General features: G+C 59.7%; 27 protein-coding genes. 6 read left to right on the top strand and 21 right to left on the bottom strand.

Annotation, left to right across the window (positions count from 1 at the left end; genetic code table 11):
- Nucleotides 1-108: 108 nt before the first annotated feature.
- A complete protein-coding gene (mtgA, locus tag AC3IT6_RS27505) occupies nt 109-831 on the bottom strand; it encodes a monofunctional biosynthetic peptidoglycan transglycosylase (RefSeq protein ID WP_489353718.1) in 723 nt (240 codons plus the stop codon).
- A 74-nt stretch (nt 832-905) separates the two neighbouring features.
- On the opposite strand from mtgA, the gene AC3IT6_RS27500 reads away from it, so the two are divergent.
- The 4 genes from AC3IT6_RS27500 (at nt 906) to trmB (ending at nt 3,158) form a co-directional block, all read left to right on the top strand.
- Nucleotides 906-1,277 carry a DUF423 domain-containing protein gene (locus AC3IT6_RS27500; protein WP_489353717.1) on the top strand — a complete coding sequence of 124 codons (372 nt, stop codon included), beginning with the start codon at nt 906-908 and terminating at the stop codon, nt 1,275-1,277.
- 90 nt (nt 1,278-1,367) lie between these two features.
- Nucleotides 1,368-1,568 carry a sulfur carrier protein ThiS gene (gene thiS, locus AC3IT6_RS27495; protein WP_167394879.1) on the top strand — a complete coding sequence of 67 codons (201 nt, stop codon included), beginning with the start codon at nt 1,368-1,370 and terminating at the stop codon, nt 1,566-1,568.
- Between the two features lie 60 nt (nt 1,569-1,628).
- Nucleotides 1,629-2,423: a thiazole synthase gene (locus AC3IT6_RS27490; protein WP_007975390.1), complete on the top strand. Its 795-nt coding sequence runs from the start codon at nt 1,629-1,631 to the stop codon at nt 2,421-2,423.
- Between the two features lie 9 nt (nt 2,424-2,432).
- Complete coding sequence (trmB, locus tag AC3IT6_RS27485) at nt 2,433-3,158, top strand: tRNA (guanosine(46)-N7)-methyltransferase TrmB (RefSeq protein ID WP_007975392.1); 726 nt, start codon at nt 2,433-2,435, stop codon at nt 3,156-3,158.
- Nucleotides 3,159-3,289: 131 nt separating this feature from the next.
- Here trmB and AC3IT6_RS27480 read toward each other — a convergent pair whose 3' ends face one another.
- The 10 genes from AC3IT6_RS27480 to AC3IT6_RS27435 all read right to left on the bottom strand — a co-directional run bounded on the left by AC3IT6_RS27480 (nt 3,290) and on the right by AC3IT6_RS27435 (nt 10,269).
- Nucleotides 3,290-3,613: a DUF3392 domain-containing protein gene (locus AC3IT6_RS27480; protein WP_223460586.1), complete on the bottom strand. Its 324-nt coding sequence runs from the start codon at nt 3,611-3,613 to the stop codon at nt 3,290-3,292.
- A 9-nt stretch (nt 3,614-3,622) separates the two neighbouring features.
- Entirely contained in the window at nt 3,623-4,828 is a 1,206-nt protein-coding gene (gene hemW, locus AC3IT6_RS27475; protein ID WP_489353716.1) for a radical SAM family heme chaperone HemW, read from the bottom strand.
- On the bottom strand, nt 4,825-5,421 hold the full coding sequence (gene rdgB / locus AC3IT6_RS27470) for an RdgB/HAM1 family non-canonical purine NTP pyrophosphatase (protein WP_223445316.1): 597 nt from the start codon (nt 5,419-5,421) through the stop codon (nt 4,825-4,827). Before rdgB ends, hemW begins: the two co-directional genes overlap by 4 nt.
- A complete protein-coding gene (locus tag AC3IT6_RS27465) occupies nt 5,418-5,852 on the bottom strand; it encodes a DUF4426 domain-containing protein (RefSeq protein ID WP_489353715.1) in 435 nt (144 codons plus the stop codon). The genes rdgB and AC3IT6_RS27465 overlap by 4 nt, the downstream gene beginning before the upstream one ends.
- Before the next feature lie 26 nt (nt 5,853-5,878).
- Nucleotides 5,879-6,499 carry a methionine biosynthesis protein MetW gene (gene metW / locus AC3IT6_RS27460; protein WP_338583685.1) on the bottom strand — a complete coding sequence of 207 codons (621 nt, stop codon included), beginning with the start codon at nt 6,497-6,499 and terminating at the stop codon, nt 5,879-5,881.
- Nucleotides 6,500-6,506: 7 nt separating this feature from the next.
- On the bottom strand, nt 6,507-7,646 hold the full coding sequence (gene metX, locus AC3IT6_RS27455) for a homoserine O-succinyltransferase MetX (protein WP_223445322.1): 1,140 nt from the start codon (nt 7,644-7,646) through the stop codon (nt 6,507-6,509).
- A 184-nt stretch (nt 7,647-7,830) separates the two neighbouring features.
- On the bottom strand, nt 7,831-8,124 hold the full coding sequence (locus AC3IT6_RS27450) for a DUF167 domain-containing protein (protein ID WP_123357326.1): 294 nt from the start codon (nt 8,122-8,124) through the stop codon (nt 7,831-7,833).
- A gap of 4 nt (nt 8,125-8,128) precedes the next feature.
- Nucleotides 8,129-8,719 (bottom strand): YggT family protein, encoded by a 591-nt coding sequence (locus tag AC3IT6_RS27445; protein WP_223445326.1) that lies wholly within the window; start codon nt 8,717-8,719, stop codon nt 8,129-8,131.
- A gap of 10 nt (nt 8,720-8,729) precedes the next feature.
- A complete protein-coding gene (gene proC, locus AC3IT6_RS27440) occupies nt 8,730-9,548 on the bottom strand; it encodes a pyrroline-5-carboxylate reductase (protein ID WP_489353714.1) in 819 nt (272 codons plus the stop codon).
- Nucleotides 9,549-9,582: 34 nt separating this feature from the next.
- The gene (locus AC3IT6_RS27435; protein WP_489353713.1) at nt 9,583-10,269 is read right to left on the bottom strand and encodes a YggS family pyridoxal phosphate-dependent enzyme; all 687 of its coding nucleotides are present in this window, start codon (nt 10,267-10,269) and stop codon (nt 9,583-9,585) included.
- A 56-nt stretch (nt 10,270-10,325) separates the two neighbouring features.
- Between AC3IT6_RS27435 and AC3IT6_RS27430 the strand changes: the two genes are divergently transcribed.
- Entirely contained in the window at nt 10,326-11,360 is a 1,035-nt protein-coding gene (locus AC3IT6_RS27430; RefSeq protein WP_489353712.1) for a type IV pilus twitching motility protein PilT, read from the top strand.
- Nucleotides 11,361-11,491: 131 nt separating this feature from the next.
- On the opposite strand, the gene AC3IT6_RS27425 is transcribed toward AC3IT6_RS27430, so the two are convergent.
- The gene (locus AC3IT6_RS27425; protein WP_223445341.1) at nt 11,492-12,112 is read right to left on the bottom strand and encodes a C40 family peptidase; all 621 of its coding nucleotides are present in this window, start codon (nt 12,110-12,112) and stop codon (nt 11,492-11,494) included.
- A 251-nt stretch (nt 12,113-12,363) separates the two neighbouring features.
- Here AC3IT6_RS27425 and AC3IT6_RS27420 point away from each other — a divergent pair, with 251 nt between their 5' ends.
- Nucleotides 12,364-12,783, top strand: a complete 420-nt coding sequence (locus AC3IT6_RS27420; protein ID WP_489353711.1) for an NINE protein — start codon at nt 12,364-12,366, stop codon at nt 12,781-12,783.
- 95 nt (nt 12,784-12,878) lie between these two features.
- Here AC3IT6_RS27420 and AC3IT6_RS27415 read toward each other — a convergent pair whose 3' ends face one another.
- The 9 genes from AC3IT6_RS27415 to gshB form a co-directional block, all read right to left on the bottom strand.
- A complete protein-coding gene (locus AC3IT6_RS27415; protein WP_489353710.1) occupies nt 12,879-13,283 on the bottom strand; it encodes a hypothetical protein in 405 nt (134 codons plus the stop codon).
- Between the two features lie 50 nt (nt 13,284-13,333).
- The gene (locus tag AC3IT6_RS27410; protein WP_489353709.1) at nt 13,334-14,323 is read right to left on the bottom strand and encodes a lipid II-degrading bacteriocin; all 990 of its coding nucleotides are present in this window, start codon (nt 14,321-14,323) and stop codon (nt 13,334-13,336) included.
- 439 nt (nt 14,324-14,762) lie between these two features.
- Nucleotides 14,763-16,034: a dihydroorotase gene (locus tag AC3IT6_RS27405; protein ID WP_489353708.1), complete on the bottom strand. Its 1,272-nt coding sequence runs from the start codon at nt 16,032-16,034 to the stop codon at nt 14,763-14,765.
- Nucleotides 16,031-17,035, bottom strand: coding sequence for an aspartate carbamoyltransferase catalytic subunit (locus AC3IT6_RS27400; RefSeq protein ID WP_007939362.1), 1,005 nt, complete (start codon nt 17,033-17,035; stop codon nt 16,031-16,033). Before AC3IT6_RS27400 ends, AC3IT6_RS27405 begins: the two co-directional genes overlap by 4 nt.
- Before the next feature lie 27 nt (nt 17,036-17,062).
- Nucleotides 17,063-17,566, bottom strand: coding sequence for a bifunctional pyr operon transcriptional regulator/uracil phosphoribosyltransferase PyrR (pyrR, locus tag AC3IT6_RS27395; RefSeq protein WP_046039256.1), 504 nt, complete (start codon nt 17,564-17,566; stop codon nt 17,063-17,065).
- A gap of 79 nt (nt 17,567-17,645) precedes the next feature.
- Nucleotides 17,646-18,083 carry a Holliday junction resolvase RuvX gene (ruvX, locus tag AC3IT6_RS27390; RefSeq protein WP_489353707.1) on the bottom strand — a complete coding sequence of 146 codons (438 nt, stop codon included), beginning with the start codon at nt 18,081-18,083 and terminating at the stop codon, nt 17,646-17,648.
- Nucleotides 18,083-18,655, bottom strand: a complete 573-nt coding sequence (locus tag AC3IT6_RS27385) for a YqgE/AlgH family protein (protein ID WP_057712922.1) — start codon at nt 18,653-18,655, stop codon at nt 18,083-18,085. The genes ruvX and AC3IT6_RS27385 overlap by 1 nt, the downstream gene beginning before the upstream one ends.
- 180 nt (nt 18,656-18,835) lie before the next feature.
- Nucleotides 18,836-19,735: an energy transducer TonB gene (locus AC3IT6_RS27380; protein WP_489353706.1), complete on the bottom strand. Its 900-nt coding sequence runs from the start codon at nt 19,733-19,735 to the stop codon at nt 18,836-18,838.
- 64 nt (nt 19,736-19,799) lie between these two features.
- Nucleotides 19,800-20,753, bottom strand: a complete 954-nt coding sequence (gene gshB / locus AC3IT6_RS27375) for a glutathione synthase (protein ID WP_489353705.1) — start codon at nt 20,751-20,753, stop codon at nt 19,800-19,802.
- Nucleotides 20,754-20,922 lie beyond the last annotated feature (169 nt).

The raw sequence follows: 20,922 nt of genomic DNA, 5'->3' as shown, positions 1-20,922 counted from the left end.
TTGCTCGCGATGGCGTCGGTTCAGTCGATATCAATGTTGAATGACCCACCGCTATCGCGAGCAAGCTCTCCCACAGGGATCTTCAGTGTTTCAATAAATGGTGATCGGTTATTCGGCCCAAGGCGCCCGGCGCGAATCGTTCAGCCCGACCAGATAGCTGTCGCCACCCAGTTGGCTCATCTGGCGCCGAATCCAGCCTGCACGTCGCGCCACGTAAGCGGTCGGATGGCTCGCGCTCCATACTCGCGGGTTGGGCAGAACGGCCGCCAGCAAGCTCGATTGTTGGCGGCTGAGGCCTTTGGCACTCACGCCAAAGTGATGCCGAGCCGCCGCTTCAGCGCCAAACACACCGTCATCCCATTCGACACTGTTGAGGTACACCTCAAGAATCCGCTGCTTGGGCCAGAGCACTTCGATCAGTCCGGTGAACCAGGCTTCCAGGCCTTTGCGCAGCCAGCTGCGGCCAGACCACAGGAACAGGTTTTTCGAGACTTGCTGGCTGAGGGTGCTGGCGCCACGGATCGAACCGCCGCGCTCGTTATGGGCAAACGCCGCCTGAATCGCGCCGATATCGAAGCCCCAGTGCTCCGGGAATTTCTGGTCTTCGCCGGCAATCACCGCGACTTTCAGGTCGTCGGAGATCTCGTCCCAGGGTTTCCAGGTCCGTTGCAGGTCGATGGGTTCGCCGTCAAACCAGGACTCGATCTTGCGCTCGACCATCAGCGTCGTCCCCGGTGGCGGCACCACGCGAAAGATCAGCACCAGCAATACGCTGCCACCCATGAACCAGAGCGCGGCCTTGGAGAAATGACGGAAATAGATACGCAGCATAGAGATGGCTTGGCCGAACCCGTTGAGCGGGCCATTATACAGACCCTTTGGATCGAAACTGACTGGAGTTCTGCATGCTGCGTGGCTTTCTGATGCTGGCCGCTTTTTTCGGCTTCACCGGTGTCGGCCTCGGGGCCTTTGCCGCCCATGGCCTGAAGAGCCGCCTGAGCGCCGAGTACCTGGCGATCTTCCACACCGGCGTCACCTATCAACTGGTGCATGCCCTGGCGTTGCTCGGTGTCGCAGCGCTGGCCACGCAAATTCCCGGTCGACTCGCCACCTGGGCCGCTGCGTCGTTTTCCATCGGTATCCTGCTGTTTTCCGGCAGCCTGTATGTATTGACGCTGACGGGCATCAGCAAGCTCGGCATCATCACCCCGTTCGGTGGCCTGGCCTTCCTGGTGGGCTGGTTTTGCCTCGGACTTGCCGCCTGGCGCCTGAGCTGACTTAACGGTCCATTTCATGACGAATGGCTTGGGTCGGCCTGACTGATCGGGCTAGAATGCCTGCCCCTAAAAATGATGGCGGCATCCGGCATGCGCATTCAGTTGAACGGCGAATCCCTTGAACTGCCCGACGGTGAAACCGTTGCGGCCCTGCTGACCCGTCTGGACCTGACCGGACGCCGGGTGGCGGTCGAACTCAATCTGGATATCGTCCCGCGCAGTCAGCACGCAGACACCACGTTGAATGACGGCGACAACGTCGAAGTGGTGCACGCCATCGGCGGCGGCTAGCAGCCTCGGCCCAGTGGCCACAGAATTCTGCAAGTACCTCACCCCTACAGAGGATTTCCCATGAGCATCGTTCGCAGCGACAAGCCTTTCGTCCTGGCCGGTCGTACTTACCAGTCGCGTTTGCTGGTCGGTACCGGCAAGTACCGTGACATGGAAGAAACCCGCCTGGCCATCGAAGCCTCGGGTGCCGAGATCGTCACTTTCGCCGTGCGCCGCACCAACCTTGGCCAGATCGAGGGCGAGCCGAACCTGCTCGAAGTGCTGTCGCCGGATCGCTACACCTTCCTGCCGAACACCGCCGGTTGCTACGACGCCATCGAAGCCGTGCGCACCTGCCGCCTGGCCCGTGAGCTGCTCGATGGCCACAACCTGGTGAAGCTGGAAGTGCTGGCCGACCAGAAAACCCTGTTCCCCAACGTGATCGAAACCCTCAAGGCCGCCGAAACGCTGGTCAAGGAAGGCTTCGACGTGATGGTCTACACCAGTGATGATCCGATCATCGCCCGTCAGTTGGCGGAAATCGGCTGTATCGCGGTGATGCCGCTGGCCGGTCTGATCGGCTCCGGTCTGGGGATCTGCAATCCGTACAACCTGCAGATCATCCTCGAAGAAGCCAAAATCCCGGTGCTGGTGGATGCTGGTGTCGGTACTGCTTCCGACGCCACCATCGCCATGGAGCTGGGCTGTGATGCAGTGCTGATGAACTCGGCCATCGCCCATGCCCAGCAGCCGGTCATGATGGCTGAAGCCATGAAACATGCGATCGTCGCAGGCCGCCTGGCCTACCTCGCCGGCCGCATGCCGAAAAAACTCTATGCCAGCGCCTCTTCGCCGCTGGATGGTCTGATCAAGTAAGAGCCATTGATGACTGAATCGAACGACACGCCAATCCAGACGGAAGAAGGCGACGAGCGCCAACACCGCCGCATCAAGAGTTTCGTGATGCGCGCCGGGCGCATGACCGAAGGCCAGCAAAAGGGCCTGGAGCAGGGCACTCCGCTGTTCGTGCTGCCGCTGGCCGACGCGCCGGTGGATTTCGACCAGGTGTTCGGTCGCTCGGCACCGCGCTCGCTGGAAATCGGTTTCGGCATGGGCCATTCGCTGCTGGAAATGGCAGCGGCTGCGCCGGATCAGGATTTCATCGGCGTCGAGGTTCACCGTCCGGGTGTCGGCGCGCTGCTCAATGGCGTGCTGACGCAAGGTCTGACCAACCTGCGGGTCTACGATTGCGATGCGATCGAAGTACTCAACCGCTGCGTGGCCGATAACAGCCTCGATCGCCTGATGCTGTTTTTCCCGGATCCGTGGCACAAGAGCCGTCACCACAAGCGTCGTATTGTTCAGGCGTCCTTCGCTGAGCTGGTGCGCAGCAAGTTGAAAGTCGGCGGCATTCTGCACATGGCCACTGACTGGGAACCGTACGCTGAGTACATGCTGGAAGTGATGAATGTTGCGCCGGGTTACCGCAACCTGGCTGAAGACGGCAAGTGCGTGCCACGCCCGGCCGAGCGGCCGATCACCAAGTTCGAACGCCGTGGCGAACGTCTTGGGCATGGCGTTTGGGATTTGAAGTTCGAGAAGCAGTCCTAAGCATCACCCAATACAAACTGTGGGAGCGGGCTTGCTCGCGAAGGCGTCGTGTCAGTCGACATTAATGTTGTCTGATACACCGCTTTCGCGAGCAAGCCCGCTCCCACAGTTGTTTTAGGGTGTGGCTTAAATCAGCGGCGGTCGGCTACTACGCCAATCAACACCAGCACCACCAGCAACACCGGCGCCAGGCTGTAGTTGTTGAACTGGCTCAAGCCGCGCACGACCCACGGCGTGGCGTAGATCAGCGCCGCGCCGCTGCCGATCAGGCACAGCAGGGACATCAGCGGTACGCGCAAGGCGCCGGCGATGCTGCCCAGGCGCTGCTCGACCCAGCCTTTGAAATCCGCACCAAACAGCACCAGCAGGCAGCCCACCAGGGCCAGGGCGATTTCCGAGAGGTTGCTGCGGCTCCAGCGAGACACGGTGGCAAGCAGGTCGAGTACCAAATCCATTCGATTTCCTTATGTCAGAAATTTCTGCAGCAAGTCGTTGAGGAAGAGTTGTCCGCGCTCGGTAGCTACCAGACGTGACGGTTCGACCTGCAACAGGCCGCTTTGTTCGGCTTCACGGCGGCCTTCAGCAAGGCTTTCCAGCGTCATGCCGGTACGTTCCGGGTACAGCCGCGATTCGACGCCGTCAGTCAGGCGCAGCGCGTTCATCAGGAATTCGAACGGCATTTCATCGTTACCCAGCGCTTTCTCGCCGGCCTTAAAGCTTTTCGCCGGATTCAGGTAATCCTTCGGCAGTCGGGTTTTCCAGGTGCGAATGATGCGCCCGTCCGGGTGGCTGAGCTTGCCATGGGCGCCGGCACCGATGCCGATGAAGTCGCCAAAACTCCAGTAATTGAGGTTGTGGCGCGCCGGGCGACCGGGCAGGGCATAGGCCGAGACTTCGTATTGCGCGTAACCGTGTTCGGCCAGCAGCGCTTGCCCGGCTTCCTGAATGTCCCACAGCGTATCGTCTTCCGGCAGTGTCGGCGGCTGGTTCCAGAACACGGTGTTCGGTTCCAGGGTCAGTTGATACCACGACAGGTGTGTCGGTTTCAGGGCGATGGCTGTGCGCAGGTCGGCCAAGGCATCGTCCAGGGACTGATTCGGCAAGCCATGCATCAAGTCCAGATTGAAGTTGTCGAACCCGGCCTGCCGCGCCATACCGGCAGCGCGTACGGCTTCGTCACCATTATGAATCCGCCCCAGGGCTTCGAGCTTTTCTTGCTGAAAGCTCTGGATGCCAATCGACAGGCGATTGATCCCCAGTTTCCGGTACGCCACGAACTTGTCTTGCTCGAACGTCCCTGGATTGGCTTCCAGTGTGATTTCGATGTCGCTGGCAAACGGGATGCGCTGTTCGACACCTTTGAGCAGGCGACCCAGCGAATCAGCGCTGAACAGGCTTGGCGTGCCGCCACCAAAGAAAATCGAGCTCAGCTCACGACCATAAACGGCGTGCAGGTCCTGATCGAGATCGGCCAGCAATGCGTCGACGTACTCTTCTTCCGGCAGCACGGGGCTGGCGGTGTGGGAGTTGAAGTCGCAATAAGGGCATTTGCGCACGCACCACGGGATATGGATATACAGCGCCAGCGGCGGCAGCACAGGCAGGGCTGCCCGAGGCGATTGAGCGTCGCCGCCGAAGATCAGCGGCGACGCGGAGGATTCACGGGTCATTTCAAGCCCAGACGCTGGCGCAGCAGATCCATTGCACGGGCGCGGTGGCTGATCTGGTTCTTGTCGCCAGGACCCAGCTCGGCGCTGGAGCAATTGCGCTCCGGCACCCAGAACAGCGGGTCGTAGCCAAAGCCGTGCTCGCCGCTGGCCTGGGTCAGGATTCGCCCGTGCCACAAACCTTCACAGAGAATCGGCAACGGATCATCGGCGTGGCGTACCAATGCCAGCACGCACACGAACTGCGCACCACGTTCGGCTTCAGGTACGTCTTTCAGCACGTCGAGCAGCTTGGCGTTGTTCGCCGCATCGCCCTTGCCGTCGGCATAACGCGCCGAGTAGATACCCGGCGCACCGCCAAGGAAGTCCACCGCCAGCCCGGAATCGTCGGCCAGCGCCGGCAGGCCGGAGATGCGCGCGGCATTGCGGGCCTTGAGGATGGCGTTTTCGACGAACGACAAACCAGTCTCTTCAGGTTCGACGCTGCTGAACTCGCCGATCGAGCGCAGATGCACCGACTCGCCGAGCATGGCTTGGAGTTCCTTGAGTTTGCCGGCGTTATGGCTGGCCAATACGAGTTGCGTGAAGTTGATCATTGGCCAGGGAAGAGCTCTTGGTTGAAATTGATGGTGTTGATCTTGTCGCCGGTCTGCACCTTGATGTTGAAGGTGCGGATTTCCTGCTGGGGTACCGGGTATTGGGCGATGTAGTAGATCGCTCCTTGCTCGGTGACCTGTTTGAAGTTCAGTGTGTAGCTTTGGCTGGTCAGGTCTTTGACGGTGCCGCTGACCTCGGCCGTCATCGGCGTGCCGGCCTTGATCACCGAAATGTTGATCACGCCCTGATCCTTGCTGCGGGTCAGCTGGGCGGCCTTGGCAACGTCCGGTAGCAGGTAGGTGGAGTTGAAGGTGTTGTAGTGCACCGTCACGTCGCCGAAGGTTTCCTTGCGTTCGCTCTTGATGGCGTCGGCGGCCATTGCGGTGATGCTCAGGCAGGCAGTGAGTAGAAGCAACGCTAGACGACCCATGATCGTTCTCCTTGAAATAGTGTGGATCAGACTGCGACCTTGTGGTCGGCAAGTCCCGGGCTGCTGACCCGGTAGATGCCGATCTCACCTAACAGATTAGGCCATAGCTTGCTGGCCCACCCGTGCCGATGCTGTTGATCCACGGCAAGCCGATCAATGACCTTCGCCTCACGTTCGCGACACAAGGCTTCAAAGTCCGCGAAGGTGCAGAAGTGAATGTTCGGCGTGTTGTACCAGGTGTACGGCAGGAACTCGGAAACCGGCATACGGCCCTTGCTCGCCAGGTACCAGCGGCAGCGCCAGTGACCGAAGTTCGGGAAAGTGATGATGCACTGACGGCCGACGCGCAGCATTTCCTCGAGGATCCTGTCCGGGTAGTGCACGGCTTGCAGCGCCTGGGTCATGACCACGACATCGAAACTGTTGCTGGCAAAGTTGCCAAGGCCCTTGTCCAGGTCCTGTTCGATGACGTTGATGCCCTTGGCCACGCACTCGGCGATGTTGTCGGCGTCGTTTTCCAGGCCATAACCGGTGACTTGCTTGTTATCGCGCAGCCAGGTCAGCAGCTCGCCATCGCCGCACCCGAGGTCGAGCACGCGGCTGCCGGCGGGGATCCATTCCTGGATGATTTCCAGATCAGCTCTCATGGCTTTCTCACAACGTAATGCGGTTCATGTAATTGCCGAATGCCTGCAGATAGCGCGGGATCGGAATCAGGAAGGCGTCGTGGCCTTGCGGAGCGTCGATCTCGAGGTAGCAGACGTCCTTGCGCGCGGCCATCAGCGCGTCCACCAGTTCCCGCGAGCGGGCAGGGGAGAAGCGCCAATCGGTGGTGAACGACATCACGCAGAACTTGGCTTTGGCACCTTCAAAGGTTTTCGCCAGGTTATCGTCGAAGTTCGCTGCCGGATCAAAGTAATCGAGCGCTTTGGTCATCAACAGGTACGTGTTGGCATCGAAGCGCCCGGAGAACTCTTCACCCTGATAGCGCAGGTAGCTTTCGACCTGGAACTCGACGCTGTGGAAGTCGTAGTTGAGCTTCTCGCTCTTGAGCCCGCGGCCGAATTTCTCGCCCATGGAGTCGTCGGACAGGTAGGTGATGTGCCCGACCATCCGCGCCAGCATCAGGCCGCGCTTGGGGATCACGTTGTGTTCCTGGAACGAACCGCCGTGGAATTCAGGGTCGGTGAGGATCGCCTGGCGCGCCACTTCGTTGAACGCGATGTTCTGTGCCGACAGCTTGGGCGCCGAGGCGATGGCCAGGCAGTGACGGATGCGGTCAGGGTAGGTGATGCTCCATTGCATCGCCTGCATGCCGCCGAGGCTGCCGCCGATCACGGCCGCGAACTGGGCGATACCGAGACGATCGGCCAGGCGCGCCTGACTGTGCACCCAGTCTTCCACGGTCAATACCGGAAAGTCGGCACCGAACGGCTTGCCAGTCTCCGGGTTGATACTGCTCGGGCCGGTGGAACCGTTGCAGCCGCCGAGGTTGTTCAGGCTGACCACGAAGAACTTACTGGTGTCGATCGGCTTGCCGGGGCCGATGCAGCTGTCCCACCAACCGGGTTTGCGGTCGTCGGCGCTGTGGTAGCCGGCGGCGTGGTGGTGACCGGACAGGGCGTGGCAGATCAGCACGGCGTTGCTCGCCGTGGCGTTGAGCGTGCCGTAGGTTTCGTAAATCAGGTCATAGGCCGGGAGCGAACGGCCGCAGGCCAACGCCAGGGGTTCGCTGAAGTGCGCCACTTGCGGCGTCACCAGACCAACAGAATCGGGGGGAAAGGCAGCTGGCATCGACCCTGCTCTCATTGAAATGAGGCGTAAGTCTAAAGACCGCTGGGGTTAGCGGCAAGCAAAGGCCGGGCCTGATTTCATTCAGTAAGACCGAGGTGCGCCATTCGCGAGCAAGCCCGCTCCCACATTGGAATGCGTTCCCCTGTGGGAGCGGGCTTGCTCGCGAATGAGGCAACTCAGTGGATCAGACTGGACGCACCAGATCAGGCAAATCCGGCAACTTCTTCGGCGAGCAGATTCGCACCCGTTTCTGCCGGTTCAACTCGCCGCTGATCAGGCTGACCTGGCTCTTGGACACGCCAAAGGCCTTGGCCAGAAACGCCATCAGATACGCGTTGGCCTTGCCCTCGACCGGCGGCGCGGTCAGGCGGATCTTCAGGCGATCGCCGTGCAGCCCGCAGAAATCATCACTGCGGGCTGCCGGTTGCAGGTGGCACTCCAGAATCAGGTCGTCACCGTCCCAGCGAAAGTAGCTCACCGGGTCAGATCAACACGCGGAGGATTTCCGGCATCATGGTCATGGCGGCGAGGTTGTTGATCACCAGCATGTCGATCAGCTTGAGTGCCAGGAACGCAAAGATCGGCGACAGATCCAGGCCGCCCAGGTTCGGCAGGAACTTGCGGAACGGCGCCAGGGCCGGCTCGCAGACGTCGTTCACCAGTTCGGCGCCCGGGTTATGGCTGCCCGGGGCGACCCAGGACAGGATCACGCTGATGATCAGGGCGAAGAAGAAAATCTTCATGAACAGCGCGGTCACGCCGATGATCGACCAGATCAGCAGTTGCAGCGGGTTGCCGGTGGTGCCGTAGGTCAGCAGCAGGGTCAGGGCCATCAGCGCCAGTTGCACCAGGATCGCCAGCACCAGCGAGGACATGTCCAGACCGAACACGCTCGGGATGATCCGGCGCAGCGGCTTGAGCAGTGGCTGAGTGGCCTTGACGATGAACTGGCAGATCGGGTTGTAGAAGTTCGCCCGCACCAGTTGCAGTACGAAGCGCATCAGCACGATCAGCAGGTACAGGCTGCCGAGGGTTTGCAGCACGTAGACCGCTGCGGTGTTCAATCCAATCATGAAAAGCTCCTTATTGACCCAGTTGTTCGGCCATCTCGGCCGAGCGATGCGCGGCAGCGCCGAGTGCCTTTTCGACCAGGGCTTCGAAGCCATTGGCCTGGAACGACTTGATTGCAGCTTCCGTGGTGCCCGCGGGCGAAGTGACACGGCGGCGCAACTCGGCGGCGTCGACGTCGCTGGAGACCGCCATGTGTGCGGCGCCCAGGGCGGTTTGCAGGGTCAGTTGCGCGGCGATGTCCGCCGGCAGGCCGAGTTTCACCCCGGCGGCCGTCATGGCTTCGATCAGCAGGAAGAAATACGCCGGGCCCGAGCCGGAAACGGCGGTGACGGTATCCAGTTGCTGCTCTTCATTCAGCCATAGGGCGATACCGACCGCTGACAACAGCTCCTGGGCCTGCTGACGCTGTTCGGCGGACACTTCGGCTGTTGCGAACAGGCCGCTCGCGCCCTGACGCACCAGCGCTGGGGTGTTAGGCATGCAACGCACGATTGGCTGGGCGCCGAGCCAGTTGTTCATGCTGGCGCAGGTGATGCCCGCGGCAATCGACACCACCAGTTGATTGGGCTTGAGGCTTGGGCGCAGAGCTTCGCACACGGCTTTCATCGCCTGCGGCTTGACCGCCAGCACGACGACGTCTGCGCCATCGATGGCCTGGGCGTTGTCGGCAAAGGTTTCGATGCCGTGTTCAGCGCTCACGCGGGCGCGGGTTTCTTCGCCCGGATCGCTGGCGCGGATCTGTGCGGCTTCCAGACCTTTGGCCCGCAGGCCGCCGATCAGGCTGGCGGCCATGTTGCCGGCACCGATAAAGGCAATACGTGTCTTGCTCATGTCAGGTCCTTATTCAGAAGTGTGTCAGCCATGTTTACGGCTGGCCGTAGTCGCGGGCGCCAAACAGGGCCGTACCAATACGGACCCAGGTGGCGCCTTGGGCGATGGCTGACTCAAGGTCGTGGCTCATGCCCATGGAAAGTGTGTCGAGTGGCAGGTTCAGGCTGGCTTGCAGGCTTTGTACGGCAGCGAAAGCGGCATCCTGGGCGGCGCGATCTTCAGTCGGCTCGGGGATTGCCATCAACCCGCGCAGTTTCAGGCACGGCAGGTTGCTGATGGCGTTGGCCAGGGCCGGCAGGTCGGCCGGGGTGCAGCCGGATTTGCTGGCTTCACCGCTGACATTGACCTGAATGCAGATGTTCAGGGGTGGCAAATCGGCGGGACGTTGTTCGGACAGGCGTTGTGCGACTTTCAGACGATCCACGGAATGCACCCAGTCGAAGTGCTCGGCGATAGCACGAGTCTTGTTCGATTGAATGGGGCCGATGAAGTGCCAGATCAAGGGCAGGTCGGCCAGTTCGACTTGCTTGCCCAGCGCTTCCTGCAGGTAGTTCTCGCCAAAGTCGCGCAGGCCGGCGGCGTAGGCTTCACGCAGGTCTTGAGCGGGTTTGGTCTTGCTCACGGCCAGCAACCGGACACTGTTTTCGGCGCGGTTGGCGGCGAGTGTTGCGGCGTTTATGCGCGAACTAACTTCGAGAATGTTGTCTGCTATGGTGGACATCAAGAGGCGCCAGCGGTCTGAAGGTTCGCGGCATTCTACTGGAATTGAGAGACGCTATGGATATCACCGAACTGCTGGCATTCAGCGCCAAACAGGGCGCATCCGATCTGCACCTGTCTGCCGGCCTGCCGCCGATGATTCGCGTTGACGGTGATGTGCGGCGCATCAATCTGCCGGCCCTGGATCACCAACAGGTGCAGACGCTGATCCATGCCGTCATGAATGACGCCCAGCGGGTGGAATTCGAAAAGCATCTGGAAACCGACTTTTCCTTCGACGTGCCCGGCGTGGCGCGCTTTCGGGTCAATGTGTTCAACCAGAACCGTGGCGCGGGTGCCGTGTTTCGCACAATCCCGTCAAAAGTGCAGAGCATGGACGAACTGGGCATGGGCGACGTGTTCCACAAGATGACCGACGCTCCCCGTGGCCTGGTGCTGGTGACCGGCCCGACCGGTTCCGGAAAATCCACCACGCTCGCGGCGATGATCGATTACCTCAATACCCATCGTCATCACCACATCCTCACCATCGAGGACCCCATCGAGTTCGTTCACGAGTCGCGCAAATGCCTGATCAATCAGCGTGAAGTCCACCGCGATACCCGTAGTTTCGCCACCGCCTTGCGTTCGGCGCTGCGGGAAGACCCGGATGTGATCCTGGTGGGGGAGATGCGCGACCTGGAGACCATTCGCCTGGCATTGACCGCGGCCGAAACCGGCCATCTGGTGTTCGGCACGCTGCACACCACGTCAGCGGCGAAAACCATCGACCGGGTAGTCGACGTGTTTCCGGGGGACGAGAAGTCGATGGTGCGCTCGATGCTTTCCGAGTCGCTGCTGGCGGTGGTGTCCCAAACCCTGGTGAAGAAAATCGGCGGCGGACGCATCGCGGCCCACGAGATCATGCTGGGGACATCGGCAATCCGCAACCTGATCCGCGAGGACAAGGTGGCGCAGATGTATTCGGCGATTCAGTCGGGAGGGTCGTTGGGGATGCAGACGCTGGATATGAGCTTGAAGGACCTGGTGACCAAGGGGTTGGTCAGTCGCGACCATGCGCGGGAGAAGGCGCGGTCGCCGGATGGCTTTTGAGGAGGATTTGTGGTTCTTTCAAGGGCCTCTTCGCGAGCAAGCCCGCTCCCACATGGACCGCATTAATCCTGTGGGAGCGAGCTTGCTCGCGATGGGGCCATCATGCTCGATGCAGATTCAGGGCACTGAAATCAGCGCTGAACAACCCGCAACGCATTCTGTTCTTTCGGCAGAACCCGCTTGGCAACCACGTAGTGGTTTTCCCAGTACGGTTTCTTCAAGGTGTCGATGGACACCGACTTGCCGCGACGTGGCGCGTGGATGAAACGGTCGTTGCCCAGGTAAATGGCAACGTGATTGACCCGACGGCTCTTGATGTTGAAGAAAATCAGGTCGCCCGGCTTCAGGTCGTTGCGATCGACTTTCTCCCCATGACCACTGGCCATGGCGTTGGAGGTGCGTGGCAGGTCGAACGTGGCGTCGTTGAACGCGTATTTCACCAGGCCGCTGCAATCGAAACCTTTGCTTGGGCTGCTGCCGCCCCAACGATAGGGAGTGCCAAGGACGTTCACGGCGCGGCTCAGCACGTCGCTGCTTTCCTTGGTGCCCATCGGTGGAACCAGGCCGCTTTTGCTGTTGGCCAGGCTTGGAGCATATTTAGCGGATTTTTTGTCTTTGCTCGAAGGAGCAGAGGCATGGGATTTTGGGGTGTAACCATTAACGTTTGGAAGACGTTGCTCACGATTGGTGGCGTGGGCGGCCAGTGGCATCAAAAGGCAAATGGTTAGCCATGTCTTGAAAAATGAACGCATTAGGCAAGGCTCTTAATAGGTTAGCGCGCAACTTTATAACAGCTTTTTTGTCGCTTCCGAGGCCGTTGGTCGATTCAACCTGGGGGACAATGGTGGCAAAAAAGCGGCAAAATGGCGCAATTGTCGGACAGAAGTCCGGTGTTACAAGGCTTTGACGGGAGTGAAGGTAGCATTTGCCATACGTCGGGTGCCTGTAAAAAAGTCACAAAGAATTAAAGAATATTTATCTATCGTGTGAATCGAGGTCATTCATGAACCCCTATCAACAGGCTGTTCAGCAGCAAGACACCCACAGCAAAGTGATCGGTTACCTGCTGTGGATTTTCGGTTTTACCGGCGCTCACCGCTTCTATTACGGCAGGCCGGTGACCGGGACGATCTGGTTCTTCACCTTGGGCTTGCTGGGGATCGGTTGGCTGATCGACCTTTTCCTGATCCCGGCGATGGATCGCGAGGCTGACCTGCGGTTTACCGCGGGTCCCATCGAATACAACGTGGCGTGGATCCTGCTGACGTTTCTCGGGGTGTTCGGTGTGCATCGGATGTATCAGGGGAAATGGATCAGTGGGTTGCTGTACTTGCTGACGGGCGGGTTGTTCTTTCTCGGGGTGCTGTATGACTTCTGGACGTTGAATGACCAGGTGTCGCTGCGTAATGCGCAGAGTCGTTGATTAAATGTGGCGAGGGGGCAAGCCCCTCGCCACAGGGTGTTACGCCTGGTGACTGATCCTGCTATTCGTCTGCTTGAGTCATAGCCTGTGAATGACTATTGAAATACTTTTAGCAGTTGAAGTTGAAGTGTTGCAAATGCAATTGTACTGATGCTGTATAAGGTTGAAATGATGAGGTGGTTTGGAGTAGCCCAGTAATTTATGCTGTCAGCGAGAATCGCAAGTGATGCAAATGCAGCTATCAGCGCTGATGCTTTTATTAAGGCTCCGTTCGTGCGGTGTGTGCGGGCTTTTTTGTATAAGAGTATTTGCATTAGATGAAGTGTAAGTAATATTAAGCCTGCAATCAGGATTGCACCTATTGGTATTCCAATTGAATCTCGATCTATGTTGTAAATGCCTGCGCTCAAATTATTTGCTAAAATAAATATTGCTACACTGGAGGTGATCGCTAAAAGCACTGGATAGATGTAGTTTAGGTGCTTGTAGAGAGTCTTCATGTTGGCTCTTCCTGAATGCAGTATGTAGTTTAAAATCCTAGCGGACTAATCTAATGCAGGTCCGGCTGAAAGCCAGTTCCGGTTAGTCTTATTTTTTGTTCTCCCGTTATATCGATTTCATATTTCGTTCCTGAGAATGCTCTGCCTGCTGTGGTTAACGCTTCGAGTAGTGTTGATCTGTTACTTTTGTCAAAGTCGTATGTGTCCGTATAAGCTTTTGCAGTTCCATCAAAAGCCCATGATCCGCTTACTTCTCTTGTAAATTCTCCTTCAATTTTCAATGTTATTCGTCCTAGATAATATCCTGTGGCTTTGCTGTCGTCAGCAGTGGCGTAAGGTACTTTTGGATCAGATAAATAATACCTTCCGGATTCTCTGGTGCTGGCTATGGTGTTGGCGAGCAGCGGAATTTCATTCGCCTGTACGTTGAGGCCTATGTTGTTTATATCGACTCGCAGCTTCTCTCCATTTCCCCACAGGTAGTGAGCAAATGCTTTGACAGGGCTAAATGTTCCCCCTGATAACTCGGTTGTTTGTGTTTCATACTTGATGTTGTACAGACTTGTCGATGCTACTTTGATCAGGGCGTCTAGGTTGCTTAGTTTTTGTTGCGCTGCGAAGGTGTCGGCAAGACTGAAATTTACGAGTTTGTTCTTGAAATAGGCGTGAGTGACGATCGAAGAGCTGTTTAGTAGGTAGTTGTCACTCTCCGTGATTTTCCAAAGGTCTTGAATGGCGCCGAAGGCGTCGTTGTTAATTGCTCTGCCTACCATTTGTAGTTCATAAGTAAAGGCTTTTATACCACTTTTCATTTCGAGCCAATCATGGAACATGTCCATTTCGGCTGAGGAGATGGCGGGGCCATCGCATAGTGGCAGAGAGTAAGTTTGCCCGTCGTTGGTGATGATGGCTTCACCTGCGCCCTGCCAATCTGCAGTCCCATAGGTTCCCCAGGTAAACCCAGGATTAACTGTAAAGCCGCCTGAGTTCCCCGTTGTTCCTTTCGTCACGATAGGAGGTAGAGTAAGTCCATTTTTCATGTATTGCTCCTTGTTAGTGCCTTTGTGTTCATGGTGTTTGTAGTGAGGTTTCCTTGTGCTGTTTTTATGCTAGATGATAGGCATTGAACCTGCATTCAATAACTTTGTAGGATGTTTCTGTGTATTGCGAAGTTCTTTTCGCACAAATGATGAAGAGTCAGAAATTTCTGTTCATTGGATAGGTTTATTCGCCATCGCTTGTAGAGATGTACTTGATGCGGATGTGCTGTTAGGGGAGAGGCAGTGGAGGACGGAGGAGGGGGGAGGAGGGGTGTATGACGTCTGGATGCTTAATGATCAGGTCTCTGTTCGCAATACGCAGAACAGAGGCGCCTTCTAAGACGCCATCGTCGGAACGCCGCCCGGGGCAAGCCCGCTCCCACAGGGATCATCTCAATCCTGTGGGGGCGGGCTTGCCCGCGATTGGAGCGACGCGGAGTTACGCCTGGTGGCTGATCCGCCCATCCACCAGGGTGTAACGCACCACACCCGGCAAGCTGTGGCCAATGAACGGGCAGTTTTCGCCCTTGGACAGCCAGGTTTCACCCGCCACGGTCGAGGCCGTGGGGTCGAACAGCACGATGTCCGCCGCGCCACCTACTGCCAGTTTGCCTGCCGGCAGGCGCAAGGCCTCGGCAGGGCCGGCGCTCAGGCGCTTGAGCAGGGTTGGCAGGTCCAGCAAGCCGTCTTCGACCAGAGTCATTGCCAGTGGCAGCAGCAGTTCAACGCTGCTGATGCCCGGCTCGGTCGCGCCGAACGGTGCCAGTTTGGCGTCACGCTCATGGGGTTGGTGATGACTGGAGATGGCCGAGATCACGCCGGATTTCACCGCTGCGCGCAGGCCGTCGCGGTCGGCGCGGGTGCGCAGCGGCGGCTGGACGTGATACAGGCTGCTGAAGTCGATCAGGGCTTCGTCGGTCAGGATCAGTTGGTATAGGGCGACATCCGCGGTCACCTTCAGGCCCCGGGCCTGGGCCTGGGCGATCAGCTCTACGCCGCGTGCGCTGGTGAGCTGGCTGAAGTGTGCGCGCACGCCGGTCTGCTCAACCAGCAGCAGATCCCGGGCCAGGGCGACGGTTTCGGCGCTTTCCGGGATGCCTGGCAGGCCAAGGAAGCTGGCAGTCGGGCCTTCGTGAGCCAGGCCACCCTCGGCCAGGTCGTGATCCTGGGAGTTGAAAATCACTGTCAGGTCGAAAGTCGCTGCGTAGTCCAGTGCCCGGCACAGGGTGCGGGTGTTGCGGAAGCTCTCCAGGCCATTGCCGAAGGCCACGCAACCGGCATCGCGCAGTGCCACGAGTTCGGCGAGCTGTTCACCGTCCAGGCCTTTGCTCAGGGCGCCAATCGGGAAGACTTTGGTGTTGCCGGCCTCACGGGCGCGGTCGAGGATCAGTTCGGCCACCGCCGAGGTGTCCAGCACCGGTTTGGTCTTTGGCGGGCAGCACAGGCTGGTCACGCCGCCAGCCGCCGCCGCGCGGGTTTCGCTGACAATCGAACCTTTGCGGCTGTAGCCCGGCTCGCGCAGGGCAACGTTGAGGTCGACCAGGCCGGGAGCGGCCACCAGGCCTTTGGCGTCGATCGTGTCGACGGCGACAAAACCGGCTGGCGCCGCGCCAAGGGCGACGACTTTGCAGGCTTCAATGTGGATATCGGTCACTTGATCCAGACCACTGGCCGGATCGATCACGCGGGCACCGAGAATGCTGAGCTTCACTGGGCGTTCTCCTGCTCGAATTGGCGTTGCGCAGTCTGCCCGCTCATGGCCATGGACAGTACCGCCATACGAATGGCGATCCCGTAGGTCACCTGGTTGAGGATCACCGAGTGCGGGCCGTCGGCCACCGCCGACTCGATTTCCACGCCACGGTTGATCGGCCCTGGGTGCATCACGATGGCATCGGGCTTGGCACCGGCCAGGCGCGCGGTGGTCAGGCCGAACAGGCGATAGAACTCGCCCTCGCTCGGCAACAGGCCGCCGGTCATGCGTTCACGCTGCAGGCGCAACATGATCACCACGTCCACATCTTTCAGGCCTTCGGTCATGTCGGTGTAGACCTTTACGCCGTATTGCTCGATGCCGATCGGCAGCAGGGTTTTCGGCGCGATCACGCGGATGTCCGGGCAACCCAGGGTTTTCAGGGCCAGCATGTTCGAGCGCGCGACCCGCGAGTGCAGGATGTCGCCGACGATGGCCACCGAAAGGTTTTCGAACCCGCCCTTGTGCCGGCGGATGGTCAGCATGTCGAGCATGCCCTGGGTCGGGTGCGCGTGGCGGCCGTCACCGCCGTTGATGATCGCCACTTGCGGGCAAACATGTTCGGCGATGAAGTGCGCGGCACCCGAATCGCCGTGGCGCACGACGAACATGTCGGCGGCCATGGCTTCCAGGTTGCGCAGGGTGTCGAGCAGGGTTTCGCCCTTGCTCGCCGACGACGTGGACACGTTGAGGGTGATCACGTCCGCCGAGAGCCGCTGGGCCGCCAGTTCGAAGGTGGTGCGGGTGCGGGTCGAGTTCTCGAAGAACACGTTGCACACGGTCTTGCCGCGCAGCAGCGGGACTTTCTTCACGGCCCGGGCGCCGACTTCAAGGAAGGAGTCGGCGGTGTCGAGGATTTCCGTCAGCAACTCGCGGCGCAAGCCGTCGAGCGAGAGGAAATGGCGCAGCTGGCCCTGATCATTGAGCTGCAGCGGGCGCTTGGTTTCTAGAGGCGTCATCGCGAGGGGGACTCTCAATAGGGCGAATTAAAGGGCGAGGTCTTGCAGTTCGAGCGCGAGCTCGGGGCCGGACAGCTTCACCCGTTCGTGGGCCGCCAGCGACAGGGTCGCGCCAACCACGTTCGGGCGGATCGGCAGTTCGCCGGCGTCCAGGTCCAGCAGGCATACCAGCGTCACACTGGCCGGGCGGCCGTAGTCGAACAGTTCGTTCATGGCGGCACGGATGGTCCGGCCGCTCATCAGCACGTCGTCGATCAGCACCAGGTGCTGGCCTTCGATCTCGAACGGCAGCGCCGAAGGGCGAACCTGCGGGTGCAGGCCGTTCTGGCTGAAATCGTCGCGATAGAAGGACACGTCCAGGGTACCGAGGGGCTCATTGCTGCCCAACTCCTTGAGCAGGGCCTGGGCCACCCAGACGCCGCCGGTACGGATGCCGATGAAGCGCGGGTCGCTGATGCCTCGTTTGACCAGATAGGCGTCAAGTCGGGTCGCCATCTGGCTGATCAGTTCGGCGGGATTGGGCAGGCTCATGGTTGCTCCTTCTTGGGCCCGAGCCAGCCTGTGCGGGAAGTGGCTCGGGTTGTAGCTAAGAGAGACGCACAGCGGCTCTTCAGGATTCAAACAGTGTGGTGTTTTCGTCGAGCCAGCCTTGCAGCAGCAGGGCTGCGGCGATGGCATCGACCGGGTTGTCGCGGTAACTGCCTTTCTGGCCGCCACGAGCCAGGCGTTCGCCCTTGGCCTCGAAGGTGGTCAGGCGTTCATCGTGGGTATAGAAGGGCAGGTTGAAGCGGCCGTTCAGGCGCCGGGCGAACTTTTCCGCGCGGGCACACATGTCACTGGGCGTACCGTCCATGTTCAACGGCAGGCCGACCACCACGGCATCGGGCTTCCACTCTTTGATGAGGGCTTCGACCTGATTCCAGTCGGGAATGCCGTTCTGCGCTTTCAGGGTACACAGCTCGCGGGCTTGACCGGTAATCACCTGGCCGACCGCAACGCCGATCTGTTTGGTGCCGTAGTCGAATCCGAGGATCAGCCGCAGAGCCATCAGGCGTGCCCCGCCTGGCTGGTCAACAGGCTGAGGTTGACGCCCAGGTGCTTGGCCGCCGCTTCCAGACGCAGTTCGCTGCTGGTGTTGAACAGGATGTCGGCGTCGAACGGGCAGTTCAGCCAGGCGTTCTGCGCCAGTTCGGCTTCAAGCTGCCCGGCTTCCCAACCGGCATAGCCGAGGGCAATCAGGCTTTTTGCCGGGCCGACGCCGTCAGCGATGGCGAACAGCACATCCTGGGAGGTCGACAGGGCCAGCTCGTCTTCCAGATCAACGGTCGCCTGGAAGCTCTGACCCTTGGGGTGAAGGACGAAGCCGCGATCGGTCTGCACCGGGCCACCGATGAAGATCGGCACATGCTGGCAGAGCGCTGGCGGTTCGATTTCCGGGCGCAATTGCTCAAGGATATCGGCCAGGTTCAGATCTTGCGGACGGTTGACCACCAGCCCCATGGCGCCATTGGCCGTGTGCTCGACGATGTAGGTCAAGGTGTGCGCAAAGTTCGGGTCGGCCATGTGCGGCATGGCGATCAGGAATTGATGCTTGAGGTAGCTGGGGCTGACGTTTTTCATGACCGCTAGTGTGGCGTTCGAGGGGCGAACTGACAAGCTGGGGATGCCGCAATTTGGCTGTCGACACTGAACAAATGTGGGAGCGGGCTTGCTCGCGAAGGAGGCGTGTCAGTCGACATCGATATTGAATGAATGACCGCCTTCGCGAGCAAGCCCGCTCCCACAGGGGATTTGCGGTGATCAGTTACTGGACAATCGGTCCCCACGGGCAAACTTCCAGGTGCGGATGATCTCCAGCCGGTCGATATCCGACAAATCCCCGGTAAACGGTGCAAACGGCGCCGCCAGTCGCACAATCCGCTGGGCCGCCTGGTCCAGCAGCGGTTGGCCTGAAGACTCCAGCACCAGCACTTCATACAGCGAGCCGTCGCGGTTGATCGACACCATCAGGCGCAAGTTGCCGTAGATCTGTTTGCGCCGCGCTTCGTCGGGGTAGTTGAGGTTGCCGATGCGCTCGACTTTCTTGCGCCATTCGTCCTTGTACCAGGCGCCCTTGTCGCGCATGGTCGAGGCCGCGCTCAAACGGTGAATGCGCGGGCGCTTGGCGTACAGCTGTTGTTCGGCGGCCAGTTCCGCTTCGAGGCTGGCGATGTCGCTGGACAGCTGCTCACTGTCGAACGTCGGCGCCTGGACCTGAGGCTTGACCTCGGTCTTGGGCTCCTCGGTCCTGGCGGGGGCCTTTTTCGGCTTCGGCGCCACGGTGGTCACGGCAGCCTTGGGCGGGGCTTCCTGCGCTTCAGGCTTGGCGGCCGGCGGTGGCGTGACCTTTTGCACCTTGTTGTCCTGGAACGGCGCGACCTCAGTGGTCTTGGGAATCGCCTTTTTATCCAGGGTGCCGCTGCCTTGCTGATTTTCCTGGGCCAGGAAATCGGCTTTCTCGGGCTTTTTTTCGCTTTTGAAGGTGGCGAGGGTGATTTCCAGGGTTTTACTGATCTGCTTGGGCTCGACCACTGCAAACCCGACACCCAACAGCAAGGCCAGGTGGATCAGCACCGCCAGAAACAGGGTAAAACCGAGGCGATCAGCCGGGCGCACGCCACGATGGGCGAGTTCGACAGGCAGATCGGACGGGAGGGTCATGACAAAAAAACCAACATCGCGTTTTCACAGGCCGCGCATGATAACGCAATGTTGGTTTGGCTAATCAACGTGCCTTGAGCTTCTGATCGATGGCATCCATCAGCATGCCGCCGATGTCGGTGCCAAACGCGTTATCGATCTCGCGAATGCAGGTCGGGCTGGTGACGTTGATTTCGGTCAGGTGTTCGCCGATCACGTCCAGGCCAACGAACAACAGGTCTTTTTCACGCAGGGTCGGGCCGACTTGCGCGGCGATCCAGCGGTCCTTGTCGGTCAACGGACGGGCTTCGCCACGACCACCGGCGGCGAGGTTGCCGCGGGTTTCGCCTTGGGCCGGAATCCGCGCCAGGCAATAATCCACCGGCTCGCCATCGATCATCAGGATGCGTTTGTCGCCATCGACGATGGCCGGCAGATAACCCTGGATCATGATTTGCTGCTGACCATGCAGGGTCAGGGTTTCGAGGATCACCGACAGGTTCGGATGCCCTGCGGTGTGGCGGAAGATCGAAGAGCCGCCCATGCCGTCCAGCGGCTTGAGGATCACATCGCCATGATGGTCGGCGAATTCGCGCAGCACGTCAGGGCGACGGCTGACGATAGTCGGCGGAGTGCACTGCGGGAACAGCGTGGCGAACAGTTTTTCGTTGCAGTCGCGCAGACTTTGCGGCTTGTTGACCACCAGCACGCCGGCGCGCTCGGCCTGTTCCAGCAGATAAGTGGAGTAGACGAACTCCATGTCGAACGGCGGATCCTTGCGCATCAGGATCACGTCCAGATCGCTCAGCAGCGCGTCGCTTTCAGCGCCCAGTTCGAACCATTTTTCCGGGTTGGCGAAAACCTGCAGCGGACGCATCCGCGCCCGGGCCTGGCCTTCGCCCTGATACAGGTCGCGCTGTTCCATGTAGAACAGTTCCCAGCCACGCTTCTGCGCGGCCAGCATCATGGCCAGCGAGCTATCCTTTTTATAGGAAATGCTGGCGATAGGGTCCATGACAATCCCGACGCGAACGCTCATTGGGTTTTCCTCGAAAATTGGCTACCGGATCGGTATGAAAAAAGTGGCGTCAGAGTGGCGCTGAGTGTGTTCCCGGTCAAGGAAAAACCACCTTGCCGGTCGGCCGATAGATTGGTTCTGGAGACTGTGCTAAAAAGGCTGCCATGTCGTGCCGGCCCTTGAGCATCAA

The sequence above is a fragment of the Pseudomonas sp. KH_017 genome (assembly GCF_057840285.1).
This window is presented reverse-complemented; position numbering and strand designations above follow the sequence as displayed.